This window comes from Enterococcus phoeniculicola ATCC BAA-412, from assembly GCF_000407505.1.
In the GTDB taxonomy this organism is placed as follows: Bacteria; Bacillota; Bacilli; order Lactobacillales; family Enterococcaceae; genus Enterococcus_K; species Enterococcus_K phoeniculicola.
Genome location: NZ_ASWE01000003.1, coordinates 13,742 through 31,384, shown reverse-complemented (window position 1 = coordinate 31,384; position 17,643 = coordinate 13,742). Strand labels below are relative to the sequence as shown.

The 17,643-nt window shown below is 37.5% G+C and carries 13 protein-coding genes; all 13 read right to left on the bottom strand.

Annotation, left to right across the window (positions count from 1 at the left end; all coding sequences use genetic code 11):
- Positions 1-71: 71 nt before the first annotated feature.
- Entirely contained in the window at positions 72-3,638 is a 3,567-nt protein-coding gene (locus tag I589_RS18710; RefSeq protein WP_010767812.1) for a SpaA isopeptide-forming pilin-related protein, read from the bottom strand.
- 176 nt (positions 3,639-3,814) lie between these two features.
- On the bottom strand, positions 3,815-4,186 hold the full coding sequence (locus tag I589_RS10885; protein WP_010767811.1) for a hypothetical protein: 372 nt from the start codon (positions 4,184-4,186) through the stop codon (positions 3,815-3,817).
- Positions 4,179-5,597 (bottom strand): helix-turn-helix domain-containing protein, encoded by a 1,419-nt coding sequence (locus tag I589_RS10880; RefSeq protein WP_162140352.1) that lies wholly within the window; start codon positions 5,595-5,597, stop codon positions 4,179-4,181. The genes I589_RS10885 and I589_RS10880 overlap by 8 nt, the downstream gene beginning before the upstream one ends.
- 673 nt (positions 5,598-6,270) lie before the next feature.
- Complete coding sequence (locus tag I589_RS10875; protein WP_010767809.1) at positions 6,271-7,479, bottom strand: phosphopentomutase; 1,209 nt, start codon at positions 7,477-7,479, stop codon at positions 6,271-6,273.
- 2 nt (positions 7,480-7,481) lie between these two features.
- Positions 7,482-8,633, bottom strand: coding sequence for a YhfX family PLP-dependent enzyme (locus I589_RS10870; protein WP_010767808.1), 1,152 nt, complete (start codon positions 8,631-8,633; stop codon positions 7,482-7,484).
- Positions 8,634-8,646: 13 nt separating this feature from the next.
- Positions 8,647-9,000 carry a PRD domain-containing protein gene (locus tag I589_RS10865; protein WP_010767807.1) on the bottom strand — a complete coding sequence of 118 codons (354 nt, stop codon included), beginning with the start codon at positions 8,998-9,000 and terminating at the stop codon, positions 8,647-8,649.
- Between the two features lie 12 nt (positions 9,001-9,012).
- On the bottom strand, positions 9,013-9,936 hold the full coding sequence (yhfZ, locus tag I589_RS10860; RefSeq protein ID WP_010767806.1) for a GntR family transcriptional regulator YhfZ: 924 nt from the start codon (positions 9,934-9,936) through the stop codon (positions 9,013-9,015).
- Between the two features lie 4 nt (positions 9,937-9,940).
- On the bottom strand, positions 9,941-11,035 hold the full coding sequence (locus I589_RS10855; RefSeq protein WP_010767805.1) for an aminotransferase class V-fold PLP-dependent enzyme: 1,095 nt from the start codon (positions 11,033-11,035) through the stop codon (positions 9,941-9,943).
- 2 nt (positions 11,036-11,037) lie between these two features.
- A complete protein-coding gene (locus I589_RS10850) occupies positions 11,038-11,925 on the bottom strand; it encodes a phosphotriesterase family protein (protein WP_010767804.1) in 888 nt (295 codons plus the stop codon).
- A 23-nt stretch (positions 11,926-11,948) separates the two neighbouring features.
- Positions 11,949-13,256, bottom strand: a complete 1,308-nt coding sequence (locus I589_RS10845; RefSeq protein WP_010767803.1) for a YhfT family protein — start codon at positions 13,254-13,256, stop codon at positions 11,949-11,951.
- Positions 13,257-13,260: 4 nt separating this feature from the next.
- A complete protein-coding gene (locus I589_RS10840; RefSeq protein WP_010767802.1) occupies positions 13,261-13,629 on the bottom strand; it encodes a DUF2620 domain-containing protein in 369 nt (122 codons plus the stop codon).
- Between the two features lie 562 nt (positions 13,630-14,191).
- Positions 14,192-14,884: a response regulator transcription factor gene (locus I589_RS10835; protein WP_010767801.1), complete on the bottom strand. Its 693-nt coding sequence runs from the start codon at positions 14,882-14,884 to the stop codon at positions 14,192-14,194.
- An 11-nt stretch (positions 14,885-14,895) separates the two neighbouring features.
- Complete coding sequence (locus tag I589_RS10830; RefSeq protein WP_010767800.1) at positions 14,896-17,460, bottom strand: sensor histidine kinase; 2,565 nt, start codon at positions 17,458-17,460, stop codon at positions 14,896-14,898.
- Between the last annotated feature and the right edge of the window lie 183 nt (positions 17,461-17,643).

Below are 17,643 nucleotides of genomic sequence, written 5' to 3'. Positions count from 1 at the left end.
GAGACGCTTTAAGAATTAAAGGTCTCCTCTTTGTTTCCCTCTCATCATCTTCTACAATTTTTCACCTGTTATTAGTGAGATTTCTTTGCTTTCTTACGAATATACACGAGTACAAAAGCAGTCCCTACAAAAAGCGTTCCTAGTAGGAACATGTTCGCATTTCGTTGTTCTCCGGTTTTTGGCAGATACGTAGAGGGACTCTTTCCGGAATTTCCAGTTGAAAAATTAGGTGGCGTCCCCCCTTTTTCCTGATAGTTGTATACTGCTAAATCTATAAATGTAATTTCATCTGTCATGCTAAACTGTATCGGATGCTTATCCAAGGTATAGCCTGCTGGTGCTTTTGTTTCCACCAGCTGATACTCACCTGACTCTAACTTATCAATAACCGCTATACCCTGCTCATCTGTTTGAATTTCTTCTTTGATTACATTTCCTGATTTATCCTCTAGCTTAAATACAGCCCCAGGTAGTAATGCCTTCGTTTCACCATCTTGTTTTTCTATGCGAACGCTATGCTCTTTTTCCTCATTTTTTTTCACTAGTTTTTCCGATACTTGTTGTTTTTTCTTCACTTTAAACGAAACAGGTGTCGCATCCAGCTCATAGCCTGCTGGTGCTTTTGTTTCCACTAGCTGATATTCGCCTGGTGTCAGCCCTTCAATCGCAATTCTGCCAGAGACATCCGTCGTTAAATCGGTCATTATTACATGTCCAGATTTGTCCTGTAAATCAAATACTGCTCCGACAAGTGTTTCTCCAGTTTGACTGTCAATTTTCTCTAGAATAACTCCACCCGGTGTGACTTTATTTGCTACATTTAATTGAACAGTTTCTTTCTGTCCTTTTTCTATAACAAATGACACTGGTGTTTTGTCTAAATCATAGCCTGTTGGCGCTTGGGTTTCCACAAATTGATACTTTCCTGGAGCTAATGAGTCAACTGCAAGCTTCCCTGAAGCATCTGTCATCAGTCCCTTTGATAAGGAGTTGCCTTTACTGTCTTGTAACTCAAAAACTGCCCCTTCTAATACAGCACCTGTTTGACTGTCCACTTTCGTTAGTACGACGCCTCCCGGGATCAAAGTATTCGTCATCGTTAATGCTACTACTTTCGTTTGATTTTTTTCAATTGTAAATGTTAAAGGAGCCGTCTCTAAAGTGTAGCCTGTTGGCGCTTGGGTCTCAACAAATCGATAATTCCCCGGCATGAGCTTATCGATAGCAATCTTCCCGGATTTATCTGTTGTTAATCCTTTTCGAAGGACATTTCCATTTTCATCCTGCAATTCAAATATTGCGCCCTGTAAAACAGCTTTTGTTTCACTATCTACTTTTGTTAGTATCACCCCACCAGACATTAACTGGTTAGTCATTGTTAGTTGAACAGGACTTGTTTGTCCTTTACTAATTGTAAATACAATAGGGGTTGTATCTAGTATATAACCTGTTGGTGCTTGGGTTTCAATAAACTGATACTCTCCCGGTGATAACTTGTCTACCGCAATTTTTCCTGAAGCATCTGTTATCAATCCGCTTTTTAACGGGGTTCCGTTCTTATCCTGTAGTTCAAAAACGGCTCCTTGTAATCGTTCACCCGATTGACTGTCTGTTTTCATTAATGTGACGCCGCCTAAGGTCAGTTTATTCGTTTTTGATACCTTTACTACTTGGGTTTGATTTGCTGTAATGGTAAAGTCTACTGGTGTAGAGTCTACAGCATATCCTGCAGGTGCTTGGGTTTCAATAAACTGATAATCTCCTGGTACTAAGCCCGTAACAAGTAACTCTCCAGAAGCGTCTGTTAATAACCCGCTTTTTATTACTTTCCCAGAGGCATCAACTACTTTAAAAACTGCTCCTTGTAAGACTGTCCCTGACTCTTGATCTGTCTTAGTTAATAGGACTCCTCCAGAATCCAATTCATTCGTTTTTTCTAAACGAATAGCTTCATTCTCCGTCCCATGTACAATAAACGCAACAGGATTCTTATCCAGTAGGTAGCCATCAGGTGCGTGTACTTCGGTTAACGTATAATTTCCCGGGTCCAGATTCGTAATCTCAATCAGTCCATTGTTATTACTGGTAAATTCGCCAAGATCTTGATTTGTATCTGTATTCATCAACGTAAATACTGCATTAGCTAATGGTTTTTGACTCTCTTTATCAATTTTTGACAGAGTGATTTTATTTTGTGCTTCATAAACCGGTTTTACTGGCGGAACTGGTTTTACTGGCTCTTCTGGAACAACGGGAACCTCTTCATAGCTAGGCGGAGTCGGTTCTACTGGCTCAGAAAGTGTCGGCTCATGATCCCCCTTTGTTTCTCCAAATGTACGATAAGATACCGACCAAGAAACGGCTGTTGCAGCTTGAATTACTTCTCCACCCTGAGGTTGCAGCAAATGGAAATAGCCATAGGTCGTTTGATTTGCCATGTTACTCAATAAAATTAAGTAACCATATTTTCCTGCTAGTTCGCTTGCCGATAAATTTTTTAAATCATTGTAAAAAGGGGCAGAATCATCTTTATCTGCTAAACTAGCTTTGGGAACTCCACTGATATAATTCATCGCTTTTATTTGTGTATCTTTCGCCTGATTTACCCCCGCTAGAAAAGCAGCGTAATCTGAGGAAGTATATTCAGTAGCATTATACGCTTGGTATGCTGCTAGGTATTCTTGACCTGCTTGTTCATATAAATTCGCCCCTTGCATTTTGGCTTCCGCCACAGCTGCTTCCCATTTTGCAACCATCGCTTGATCCACCATGTAGGTATTTGAAGACATTCCCGCAGAACCGCTATTGAATGGAGAGCCATTTGTTTGCGTAAATAAATCAGCAAGTGCGGTTTTAATCCCCTCTTCTGTTGGATGATCTAAACTACTTGGAATATTGTCTTTGGTTTGCCCAGTTGTACTCGTATAAGTATGATAAAACTCTACACCCTTAAATCCACTATACCAAGCACCACCAACGGCAAAACCAATCATGGTGTCAAGATCTATTGGATCTACTGATGCGTAAATGCTTGTTTCATAAGCGGCATACTTATCCCACTCAGTAATTACATCATTTATGTTCTGCTCAATCGTTGAGCTGCCAGTATACGGATCATTGCTCATATCAGATTGAATCACTTTGGTTAATGGATCTCCTGATATAGACAAGCCCGTATTCATCATTTGAATAATTGCCGAATAATCGACTAAATACGTTTCAAGATGTCCATAAACTCCCCACATATCAGGTCCAACATATTGTCCTTTTCCACTATGATCTGCTATTTCATTTAGTTTTTTATTGTATTCAGCAAGAGCCACTTGATAATCTGCTAGTTCTTTTTCATAGGCAGCTTTCTTGTCAGCATTCTCCTGTTGGATACGATCTGCTTGTGCCTGCGTATCGTCATGAATCTGTTTATCTTGATTATACTGCGCCAAGTCCGTCTGATATTGTGCATAGTCATCTTTATAGACTTTTAATGCTGCCAGATAGTCGTTATAATCATGGTAAATAGTTGAACGATTTGTCGCTTTTTCTGCAGCAACAACGAAAGGGGTAATTCCCAGTTGGCTGATAAGCATAAAAACAATCGTCAGAATATAGCCTGCTTTCTTTCTATAACTTTTTTTCAAATCGATTCCTCTTTCTTTTTCTTACACGTTGAATTAGACAAAATTGATAATTAAATCCTTCTTCCTAAAATTATCTTTTTTATCCAGCCTCTTCTCTTCTATAAAAAAACATTCCTTTTTCATTACCCTATTTCCCTTTTTTCTCCCAAAAATCATTAATCGTCTTCAAAAAAATCTCAGACTTCAACGGCACCATATAATACGGTTCCTGAAAGACTCTTTAGCTGCTGGGCAAATAAACTTTTTCCTTTATTGCCATCATCCAATTTTGGTGAACGCTCTAGCTGTAAGATTTCTAAGCGAAGTTGTTCAGTTGATTTTAGTTTGCGTGTCTTTTCTTTTTTCGTATCTGACTCTTTTGTATTTGCTTTTTGTAAAATAACCGTAGTTTGTCCTTCAATGATTACTTGCTCTTCTTGCCATTGCTCAACATGTGGTCTTGATTTCTTCACTGTTTCTTTAGGAAGCTGATCAATAAGAAACACAGGTTGACCAATCTGATAGCTTACAAGTGAAGCCATCGCTAAACCTAAAAAAACTTTATTCACTCTTTATGCCTGCTTTCCGTTGTTTAATTTGTGAGACGATTGCTCCAAATGCTTCCCAATCATCCGCATTAGGAGGTTCTTTCCAGATTATTTGCTCCGCTGACAACCGCTCACTCGCAAAATCAGAAATAAACAAGTCAGTCTTAGAAGAAATTTTCGTCTGAACCACAATATTCTGATTTCGAAACCCTTCAATCTGTTTGTAAATAAAATGCGTATAGGCTTCCCCTTGTGTAAAGTCAACACAAACATACACATTGCTACCCATGTACTCAATCGGAATCACAAATAAAACGCTAAAAAAAAGGTCATTATAGACTCGCTGACTTTCGCTGAATAAGTCATTGTTTTGCTGAATCTGTTTCGTAAATTCCCGTATAGGTTCCACAAGAATGGGGTAGCTTTCCTCTAAAAAAGAAGTCGGCTGCTGATAGGCCTCGCCTTCGGTATCTACTGGAAAAATCGTATACTTCAATTTCAACCGCTCAATTTCGTAGCCTAACTCCTCAGAAAATTTTGATTTCTCAGAAGGATTCCCTTTTACAACTTGCGAAATAAATTCTTGGCAGAGAGTTGTCTGCTCCATTGCTTTAGTAGACAACTCATTTTCTAACAGCCCTTCTACTCTCAAAAAAGCAAGAACATATTGCCACTCATTTTTTATATTCTCTTTTGAACTAACAAACTGTTGATCAAATACTTCTAACCTCGAAATAGTAGAAAACGTATTGGCTAGAGATGACTCTTCAGGACAAAAATGATTGTGTGCTGTCCGAGTAAATAAAATACCCAGATAAAAATACAGCTTATTTTTTTGCGTTAAAGTAAGGTTCAAGTCTAAATGGCTAATCATTCGATTCATCACATAATGAATTTTTTTTGCTAATGAATCAGAAAAAGGATCATAGAGCCCATAAAAAAAATTCAAATACAACGCATAAACAAAACTTCTTATAGTCAATTCATTTCCGATAATTTTCCCTTTTTTATAGTGCAATTTAAATTGTTTTAGTGCTGTTATTAATTTTTTTCGCTTGTCGTAGGTTTGAGATTTCCCCAAAAACCGTTCTTGTGAAAACTTATCTAATGAACTCTCCAAATCGAGCGTATATTTTAGTAATTGAAACACATCGGAATCAACTAAATAGCGTACTCGAACTTTTTTAATAACGAGATTAGATAGGTGCGTCACGTAAATTTCTCCTGTAGACTCGACCGTGATCCTTGTTTCTGGTGCTACCTCTGACAAAGAAACCCTTAGCTCTTCTAAATATTGTTCTGCTTTAAATTTAGAAATCCCGACAAATTCGCATAACATTCCGACTGTGCAATATGTTGATTTTTTTAGTTCCAACCACTGTAGTATTAATACTGGATATTGATTTTGATCTAGAAATTCATTCATATTCATTGTAAATACTTCCCAAAATTTGATTTTTTTAGGTAAAGAATAACGCAATCCTAAAAATGATAGAAGCATTATGCATTATCGTTTCTTCATATTCTAATGATTCCCTCACCCCTTTATTAACTATTCCCCAAAGAAAAAATAATGATTGACTTAAAAAAATAACCATCCCTTTTTCTCAGATTCTCTCGAACAAGAATCTAAAATATGATAACTCTATCATTCATCATCTCTTCTACACATTAGTTTACTTTGAAAAGTTTGCAAAAAAAGAAACAATCTACGTGGAAATTCTGATTTTTTTAGAGATTGAAGAAAAAAAATCGAAATTTTGAAAAGAAAACTTACTAATTTACACTCTTAAAAAAGAAAACTATCTAAAAAAAAAAAAAACATAATGGAAAGTGTCTCTTTATGACGGGAATCATACCAATCACAAGAAATTTTCCATTATGCCTTATTCTTATTTTTGTACAACTGATTAAGATAGGAACTCAAAAAAAGAGAAACCTACTGATGAGTATACGAGAAAGCGCTCAGTAAACGTAAAAAGAGTAGTGATGTACCTGCCTAGTTCTGCAAATCAGATCATTTCACTTCCACTAATGCACATACCTACTTGGTTCTTAGAGCTGAACGCTTCCTATCCCATCCCCTACTCAATTCTTTTCTTCTTTTATTTCAGCTTATCTAAAAAAGAATGTCCATGCTGTGGCATTTCTACGTGGAAGAAATCTGCCGCAGTTGCTGCTACATCTGCCATTGTCTCTCTTTCGCCAATGACTTTTCCTTCAATGCCTTTACTATAAACCAGTAATGGTACAAATTCCCGTGTATGCTGGCTATGTCCAATGGTTGGATCATTTCCATGGTCTGCCATTACAATCAAGATATCCCCTTCGTTTAAATAAGGAAGTAATTCCGCCAGTTTTTTATCACTGACCTCCAAACGATCTGCATAACGAGCTGTATCCTCCGCATGTCCCGCTAAATCCGTTTCCTGTATATTAAGAAAGAATAAGCCATTTTCATTTTTCTTAACCTCAGAAATTAACTGGTCATAAAGTTCTTCTGTATCTACCCCAGGAAATAGATATGTGCTTGATGTTTGAATAATGTCGGCTGCTTTTCCAAACAATTCTACCGAAATTCCTGCCTTATCTAAAATAGTAGGAATTTGAACATTTGGATCAATCCCATAGCCTAAATGAATCACATGATAATCATCATCGTAAACACCCGATTCTGGTGCATCTACACCAGCAAATTTTCCAATAACTTTTCTAGCGGCAAGTAAGTTTTCTAAATGAATGCCATGTCCGCCAAAAGTAATCACTCTAGAAACTTTTACTACTTCACGAACGGCTTTCCCCAGTGCAGTAACCTCTTCAAAAGAAATATCATCCAGTGCAGAAGAAACATTGAATACTTGTCCTAAATCCGTCTCTAGGTTATCACCAACAGTAGCAACCTCATTTACGACCAGAATCTTTGGTTCATCTTTTTCTCCAACGTAACGTACTTGATGTCCTTTTTCCTTTAAATGCTGTGCAACCTCATCTATCACTTCATTAAAGGCCTGATTCAAGGGCTCCTTAGGTGTTGTTCCTGAAATTTCCTGATGACCTAAAAATGAATCTGCTCCGTGATGCGTTAAATTGGCTTTACCATAATTTGCTTGTTCTGAATAGTTCAATGTATCTGTTTCAAATCCTAAAAGATTCATCAATCCAAGTTTTTCCAAAGTGGGGATTGTTATTGAAGGAACACCCTCAATGATATGCTTCGCTGTGTTTGACCCTATATCTGCAGGTCTCACAACTGGAACATCACGCATCGCACCCACACCAAAACTATCTAAAACATTAATAATAAATCTACTCATTGTTAAATCCTTCTTCCTCGACTATCAAAGATTCCTAAAATCTCCGGCTTACCTTGACTAATTCCTTTCACAACAGCGACATCACTTCTAGTAACAAATATTTGTGTACGAAAGGCGGCAATGACTGTCTCTCCAACAGGATGCTCAGAGGGAGTAGAAAGATAATAATCAATACTTTCGTCAGAAAAACGTTCAACTTGATCTTCTACTTGTCGTCTTGTATCTCCTATCATTACTGAATTTAAATGACCTCTGCGATAATATCCTCCACCATAAAAATAAGATTTCCCCTTAAAGTTATGAGAAATTTCACTAACATAAAGCAGCGCAGGCTTTTCTGGCTGTTTTTTATACGCATGTAACGGCGTAGTTCCAGTTAATGCATGACCAGGTTCAGCCTGTGTCCCGCCAATTTCTTTAATGAAGGGAATCGTTGTACTACATGAAGCAGAAGGAACATTCAGCTCTGAAATAGGAAAGCCTTCCTCACACAGAATTTTTTTAGCCGCTTCAATAGTTTTCACATTATTCGTTTGTGACAAGGTTGTATATCTATCATCAAATAAGAAGCACGGAAATGAAGTAATGCCACTAAATTCGATTGCATCAAACTGATGAAATGCTTTACTTTCCTCTGCCAAATGCTTCAATAAGAAGCCGCCAAATTGACCTTCATAAATCTGATCCTCGTCATCCACTACTTTTAATAAAACCTTTTGTTTCATTCCGTGTTTCTTTGCAATTGCTTGAATTTTTTCTAACTTCTCCATCGAATAGACAGTCATGTATTCCGTGCCGTAAAGCATAATTTTTTCCAAAAGGCTATCTGGAATTTGAACCAGATGGCCCACGTTACATAACGGAATGTGATTTTCCATCATGATTAATGCTTCTTTAAAATCAACCACTACTGCCCCACGATAGCCGATAGCCATCAGCTCTTTTGCAATCAATGGATTTCTGCCAATTTGCTTAAGCATAAAAAACAGGTCAATTCCCTCTTTTTTTGCACGCTCTAGCATAACAGTCCCATTAGAAATAATGGTATCTAAATCTAAAACATAGGTATCAGGAAGAATTTGTCCAGATTGGTGTAATTGAATCCCGGCATCAATTAATGCAGGATTCTCTTGTTTCATCATTGGTAGAAACAAATGAATTCCTCCCTTAGTTCTCTTTATTCAAAATATTTATAATATGCATGTAAACAAACCATCGTTCGTCCGCGCTGAATTCTGTTGAGGAATACTGTGACAGCTCTTTCCATAATTCTTTTGATTGATCTAGCTTTTCATCATTTTGAATTTGCGAAAGAATCATCTCATCCATTCCTGCAACTGGTTCGTTCTTTTTTTGTCGAGCATCTGCCATTGCCAAGTGTGTCAAGAACATATCCAGATGTTCTTCGCTATCAATGACTTGTTTTTCCATTAAATACTTGCTTACGGATAATACAAATTGCTTCGTCTCTTCTGTAATTACATTGGATTCTTTTAAAATATCTAATTTTTTTTCAATCATTTTGGACTTCCTTTAATAATGAGGGATCATTTTACCTTCTAAAACATTTTTTTGAATAGATAAAATCGTTTCTTCATCTATCACACTCATCAAGATTTTTTTTAACAACAGATTATCTTTGCTCAATACACAGACTGCGGTGCTTGATAAACTATCTTCTTTACTACCTTCAAGAAACTGGTAATTTAAATGGTCTAATTTTCTATCTTTTATTTCATCGTAATTCCAAATGCCTACATCAATCATTCCTTGCTCCAAAGAATAGATTAGCTGATGGCTTGGTACTTCAACGAATGTAACCTTTTTTCCAATCGTTGCATTTTCTGTTAATATCTGTTGATCATAGGAACTATGGTCGATACCTACTCTCATCCCCTCTTCAATTTGTGCACTTTTTGAATTTGAAAAGATGATTACATGGTTAGACAGATAGCTTTGTGGGCCAAAGTCTTTGAAAATTTCTAAGCTTTCTCCTGCTTCTATCGCCTGCATCGCTGCCAGCTTTGAAACAATTGAAAAGTGCATTGTTTTTTCGCTAGTCAGCTCCATTCGTTCTTTTGAGCCCCTTACATAAGCCATGCTTAAAGGAATTTCTGCTCGTTGAAACACTTCATACAAACCAGTAGCGAATCCTTCATACAACTTTGAATATGGTAAAGGCATCGTCCCTCGAATCGTTCCCTCAAGAACAATTTTTTGTAATCTTCCATAATCAATAGTTGTTAGAATCGTTCCATGGCGTCCTTGACTTAGGGTATGAATAATATTTTCGTCTTTAAGATAACTAAAGGCGTTCTGTACAGTTCCTCTAGACAGTCCATATTTTTCTTGTAAATCTGAAATTACAGGTAGTCTACTTCCCTCTGACAGTAAAATTAAATCACACGCTAACTGTTGAATTGCTTTCCCCGTTTTATTTAGAAATTCCTCTTGCATTAGCTTAACCCCTCTCGATTGCTTCTTTTATGATTCGAATAATTGTTTCTGCACCTGCTCTCATCGGATTGATACGGATCATTGTTTTTACACTTTCCGGATTAGCAGCTCTAAATGTTCCTGATAACCGATAAAACATCGGGACAAATTCATATTTTGACTCAGCCCCTACTGGATTGGGTGCAGCACCCAATTCTTCTGCTTTTTCTAAGACTTGCGCAGCAATAGGCTGCTCCAATTCCACAATGATGACTTTTGATTGGGCATTTGCAATAAATGCTTGTTTTACCCCTTTTACTTCTCCGGCATTTAATCGTGACTCAACTTCTGATGAAACTTGGGATGAAATAGCTAAAGCAACAGGAGCATAAATAAGTCCTTGCAGCACAGAAATTGCTTCAAATCCTTGAACCTGTAATCCACCTGAATAGTTTTCCTCACGCAAATCACTGAGTAAATCAGCATCACCAACAATACAGCCTACACCTTCTGGTCCCAGCAATTTAAAGGTTGAAAAACAAGATAAGTCAGCACCGCATTCCGTCCCAATCTTAGGAACCTTTAGTGCAGAATAATTATCGTCTGTAATCACGATAATCTCTTTTTTCACGGCTTTAATCTTTTTTATCACAGCTTCCGGATCATAAGAATCCGATGGTTTTTGTCGTGTGAATTGAACTATCGCTAATTGAATGTCCTGCTCATTAATCACCTGTTCAATAGAATCAAGCTGATTAAAGTCAGCAACTACTTTGTTTAACCCTAACATATCTATTGACGTTTGGGTTGTTGGATAGACAGGGGCATCGTGTACCAAAACCGTCTTTCCATACTTTTTACTTGCTGCATGTAGCGATAAACGAATAGCCATCGTACCTGCTCCTCGAACAAGCATAGCTGCTTGAGCTGAGAAGAAATCTTTTAACACTTTTTCTACTTTATGTGTCGTTACGGGTTGATTTAGCCCTTGAACCACGCCTAAATCTCCTCTTGTAAGAATTTCTGAGCCTTTAAAATTTTGTGTAACACAGTCAACTAACTGAAATTGTTTTTTCATTGCCTCTTCCAGACTGATTGTGTGTAAAGGAAATGTTTCCATGCTTATTTCACTCCTTGTGTAAAGAACGTCATTGGATTATGAATGAGCATGTTTTCAATCGATTCGTTTGAAATCCCTGCTTCTTTCATCATAGGGACAAAGCTATCTAATAAATAAGAATAACCGATTCCCTCTTTAAATTTCATATTTGATTTTCTTGTAATATCCATTGATAAAAATACTTTGTCGGCAAAGCCTCTTTTTTCAATTTCCTTTAGCATAGAGACCCGCAACGCATCTGGCTGATAGTTTTCTTTGCCTATAGTATCAAATTCTACATAGACACCTTGATCCAGCATCTTTAAAATATAGTTCAGATTGCCGCTTAAATCTACGTGTCCGATAACAACAGAGGATAGGTCCACCTTACTTTCTTTAAAGAAAGCTACTTGTTCGTGCCCGTTCGTTCCTAGCGTTGTATGCGTAGTGATTGGTACACCCGTGTGTTTATGTGCAATAACGGCAGCCTCAAATACTTTCTTTTCGTTAGCTGTCCAGCCATCTTTACTTGAACCAATTTCACCAATAATTTCTGCTTGAATTGTGGTATCAGCAATTCCTGTTTGAATCTCTTTTATCATCAATTTTGAAAGCTCTTCTACAGTCCATTCAGTGACGATAGATGGTAAAAATTTTTCTGTATAAAATCCAGTTGCCTGAATAATATTTATCCCAGACTCTTCTGCCACCTGCTGAACATAGAGAGGGTTTCGTCTCATATCCAAGTTGGTTACATCAACAATATTTCTAACACCCTTACTGTACAGCTCTTTAAATTCTGCCACGGTCTCTTCAAAACAGTTTAAATTTGTATCATCAATATTTTTTATTCTTGATAAGTCAATCGTCGTATGCTCATGCATATACGTGATGCCATTTTTTAAACTCATTATTTATCGTCTCCTACCATTCATTACATACCTGGTGGTGTCATTAAATTCAGTAATACTAAAATATTAGAAATCACACCTACTAATAATGCGCCGATTGGACCAATTGCAAGATTGACCATTTTCTTTTTGAAAGTCTCATTTAGTACGTATAGTCCTACAACAAATAGCCCGCCCCATGCAGGTGCGATAGCGGTTGCTGCAATAACCCCGCCTACTAATAATGCAATTTCCAGTACTTTGGTAATCGCTGTTCTGATGTTGTCTCCAGCATCTCTCATTCCTGGGAAACGATCAAGCAGTACAGAGAATTTCGTTAGTAACAGTACTTCAACAGACATCCAAATTCCCCCAGCAACAAAGGCTAAAAGTGGTTGGCCCATCGCAGCCCCAAGTGACCCAATAACAAACACCATTTTAATTCCTGCTGGTGAATAGGTTCCTGTAGCAATTCCTGTAGTCACGACTAATGGAATAAATCCAACAACTCGAGCTAATTCAGTCAAAGCTGCTGAATTAAATTGTCCTTCTTGGTATAATGGAGCAGAGAGCGCAGATTCTGTTACAATTGTCAATGATGCCGCCAAAGCTATCAATGCACCGGATAGAGCAAATAAGTACCAATATTTCTTAATTTGCTTCACTCGTTCTGCAAAGATATTTGCCAATTGTGCTTGGGAATCTGTTCTTTCTTTTTTATCATTCATCGCATAGCTAATCATGAAAATCATCCCTACAAGCAACGCAATTGCATTTGCATTGATGACAATAGTGTTCCCATTAGACAAGCTAAATGAACCAAATTGTGTGGTAATGATTTGTGCAAGGATTGTGGCTGTAAACGTAATGCCACCTTTTTTCCAACCATACTGTAATGCCACAACCAATGCTGGAAATACAGCAAAAGCGACTAAAACAACTGAGGATACTTGACCTAAGCTATCCAGAAAGTTATATGGAAGAATTTCGAAAACTTTTTGAATAGTTCCTAGTCCTGCTCCCATCACTACACCATACAATCCACCCGCTACCCCAGCAATCCAGATAGAAGATTTTTTATTGTCTGGCAAATAACTTCCTATAATATCTGTTCCTAATAAAACCACATGGATAATAATGACACTTGAAGCAATTGATTGTGGAATAAAGCCAACAATATAGCCAATTCCAAAAGCTAACGCTGTCGTTCCCAAGGCTGACTTTGTCACTCTGTTTTCTCGATACTCTAAAACAATGGGTCTTAGAGCATCGTTAAACACAGCAATTTTCGTATTCGCCATAATCGTTGTTACTGCGCAAAGTGCCGCCATTACTAATATATTTACCACCATTTATTTATTCCTCCTTCGCTTCAAGCTCCGCCATTATCGTTGAAATAATATAATCCATATCTTGTGAAGTGAATCCAAATGCCACTTTTCCATCTGCTACGCTCTGTTTAATTTCCTCTTCAGAAGAAGTTTTTCCCGGCATCCCTAAAGTCGCTGTCTTATCTCCACCAAGCATAGCAATGGCCATTGCTAGTGCGCCACCGCCACCAGTGTTACATGCACCAAAGTAGTAATCCGCTGCACCACTTTTCAAATCCATCGCTGCATCAATATCCGTTTTAACAGAGATTTCATAGTTCCCCTTCCCATACTTTTGTAACAGTTCTTCAATCTTTGCTTTTTCGATCTGTCCACCTACAACAATTTTCTTCATGATAAACCCACCTTTGTACAAAATTTTGTATATTAATTGCAAAAATATAAATACATTTTTTTGTATTTATATTTCCACCTAGAATATACCACCTTATCATAAAATTGTAAACACTTTCTTGCAGCAAAATTTTAAGCCCTGTATTCCACTGAACGTATCGCTCTTTTAATTATTTAATAACGATAACTAGTTAGAGGACAATGACGTTTCTCTCTAAGAACTGTTTCGTTACAGGCTTTCACAGATGAAGAAGTCTTCAAAATTCTTCTTGCTGATTGTCCCTAAACATTTAAAAACAGCCTATCAGTGCCATTCAAACAAATAAGAAAGAACTTCAAATAATTAAAATAAGAAATTCTTTCTTTTAAGGAAAACTCCTCTATTCAATTTTTTTTACTAATATGCTCTCTTTAATGTATTGATCAATAACTTAGCAAGCAAAAAATTAGAAAGAAAGCTGACATGAAAATTCTTTTACAGCGTTTTCTATGCAACCCTCAAAGGACAGCCGTCTTCCCTTAAATAGCGGTTCCTCTACGTCATAATCCTATAAAAGCTTATTCTACTGATTTTTTTGATAATCTCGTAATCTGTAACCTACACCTATTTCTGTGATTAGATATTCTGGATTTAACGTGTCTTTTTCTAATTTCTTCCGAATATTTGACATATTCACCCGTAATATTTGTGAATCATCGCTATAGGGGCCCCACACTTCTGTCATTAACGTTTGATAGGTTACCACTTTGCCTAGTCTTCGAAACAGCAATGCTAAAATTCGATATTCGTTTTTCGTTAAATGGATTTCTTGACCTTCTTTGTACACTAGCTGCTTATCAAAATCGATTTTCAACGCTTTGTTTTCTATGATCGTTGCCCTATCTGCTTGCATATTTTGATGACGCAAGGCCGTACGAATCCGAGCCAGCAATTCATTGGTCCCAAATGGTTTTGTTACATAGTCATCCGCACCTAAATCTAAAGCTTTTACCTTTTCCCCTTCATTATTTCTGGCAGAAATGATAATAATCGGCAAAGACATTCGTTTCCGAAGGATTTTTAACAAATCGATGCCATCTATATCGGGTAAGCCCAAATCTAATAAGACCAAATCAAACGAGGTTGTCTGAAAAGCACTTAGAGCCTCCATCCCAGTACTAGAAACAGTTAACTGATACCGTTGCTGATCTAATACAACTTCCATAAAATCCGTGATATTTGGATCATCCTCAATCAACAAAATAGATTGTTTCACAAGCATCCTCCTCACTTCAAATAAATTTTAACCACTGTTTTTCCTTCGCCAACCTTCATTTCCATCTTTCCATTATGCGCATGGATAATTGTTTTTACAATACTTAGACCAATTCCCAACCCATTTTTTGAATCAACGGGTACTTCATTTGTACTAGATAAGTTAGATTGAATTTTTTGAAACTGCTTCAATGGAATTTCACCATAGTTTTCAATTTCAAAAACAGTTTGACCGTTTTCCTGATAAACGATTAAGTTTACTAGTTGATTTTTATCTCCATGTCGGAATGCATTTTCTATTAAATTGAATAGTGCCTGCTCAATTAAAATAGGATCAGCTTGAATAAAAATAACTGTTTCAGGTAACTGAATCCGGACTTGACCTTCTGGATAAACTTTTTTTAAGTGTTTGTAAACAGCTTCTATAATCTCCTCCACAGGCTCAGATGTTTTCGTTACTTTCATCGTATCCATATTGATGCGTGTAATGGATAATAGATTTTCCACCATTCGTATCAGCCACTGCGATTCTTCTTGAATATCCTTTACTAATTTCTGACGTGTTTCCTCTTTTAAGTCTGTCCCCAGCCCCAATGTTTCTGCAATGCCGGAAATAACTGTTAACGGCGTTCTCAAATCATGAGAGACTGCGCGCAATAGATTACTGCGAACTTTTTCTCGTTCGTTCTCCAATTCAACTTGTTCTTTTTCTGTTTTTAATTCTGTTTGCTCCAAAATTGAAGCAATTTGCGTTAAGACTAGTTTTAAATAGTTAAGCTGATCGTTTTCCAAATCAAGCGTGGCGTTTCGTTCAACGCCTAATACTGCCAAGGTTTTTCCGCTTGCTATAATGGGTAAATAAAAGCCTTTTGCCCCAATCAAAGTATCTGTCCCATTACCTGCTTCTTTTTGATTTTTAGCCGCCCAAAAAGCAACGGCTGCCTCATCTTTTTGATTCAAAACAGAGGATTTATCCTCTACACAGTGAACGCTCTGCATGTTTGCCTGCTGGTCAAAAATAATCACTTCTCGTTCCAACAATCTCGATAGATAAGTGACAGATATTTCTAGAATCTGCTTTCGGCTTTCAGCTAACATATATTTTTTGTTTAATTCATACAAGATTTCCATCTGATGTTCTTTTTCCATCGAACTATCTGCTTGTTTTTTTAATCGAACCATTAAATTACTAATCATAAGCGCCACCACCAGCATGATTAGTAAAGTAATCGGATACCCTTGTTTGTATACGGTTAATGAATACAACGGTTCAACGAAAAACCAGTTAAAGGACAAAACACTTAAAATAGACGAAAGAGCGCTCCAAAAATACCCCGAGGTCGTTCGAGCGACTAGCAAGATAAAAAAGATGTACATGAGCATTAAATTTTGATCCCCAACATGGATATATTGCATCAGCTCAGTTATTACTGTTGCCAGAAAGACACCGCCTAGCGCAATACTTAAATCTTTTCCCCCACCTTCAATAATCTTACGTGTCTTGGAAAACAGGGTTTGTTTTTCTTCTTTAAATGGGATCAGGTGAAGCTCAGTATCATTTAACCGCCTTAATAGCCGGTCATCATACGCTTCAACAAAAATTTTTTCATACCATGGCTGACGAAGATTTTTCCCCATGATAATGTCTGTCACACCGGTCATTTTAGCAAATTCAACAATCGTCTCAAAACTGCCGTCTTCTTCAATACTGATTACCTCTGCCCCTAGCTTATCTGCAAGAGGAATATTAGTGGGCGTCTCTTCTTGTGTACGAATTTGAATGACTGTCCACTCAGCACCTAGTCCTTGCGCTAATCGTGCCGTCCAACGAATACATTTTTCTGTCATTTTTGGAAATACATCCGTTACCACTGTAAGTAATTTGCTTTGAATGCCCACCGTTTTTCCACTGATACGGTTAATGTGATCTGACGCTCGTTGAATAGCTAATCCACGCAGCTGATCCAGTTTTTTCGGAATGAAAAAATTTTGTAAAGCACGTTTTGCATTTTCATTGGCATAGATTTTGCCCTGTTCAAGCCGCTCAATCAACTCATCAGGCTCCACATCAATTACTTTAATCGTTGCCTGCTGTAAAAAGGTATCTGGTACGGTCTCTTTTACTTCAATTCCGGTAACCTCTTCAACAATATCATTTAAACTTTCAATATGCTGAACGTTAACGGTAGTAAAAACATCAATCCCTGCATTTAATAATTCGTCTACATCCTGGTATCGTTTGCGATTTCGTGAGCCTGTTGCATTAGTGTGCGCTAACTCATCAATTAGAATCACTTCTGGTTTTTCCTGAATAATTCGATCAATATCCGGCTCGGTCAAGACCAATTGCTTGTAAGTAAATATTTTCGGAGGAATGTTAGGCAAGCCTTCCAGTAAACGATTGGTATCTGGTCGATCATGGGGTTCAATATAACCAATAGCCACATGTTTTCCCATCAATAAAAGCTCATGGGCTTCTGCCAGCATGCCATAGGTTTTTCCAACACCCGCCGCAAATCCGAAAAACACGCGTAATCGCCCTCGACGTTCATCGCCCAGTTCTTCTGTCCCTTGCATCAATCTTCCTCCTCTGCTTGTCCACCTGGCGCTTAGATAAACCGTGCTGGCATCAACATCATAGGCTATCGTCAACCTATCCGAATTTCCAGCACTAGCTACGGACTTTGTTTTCTCTGAGTCTTCAATGAGACAAAGTCCCTTGGTTTTACGCCTTACTATCTACATTCCTAGACTCATCAC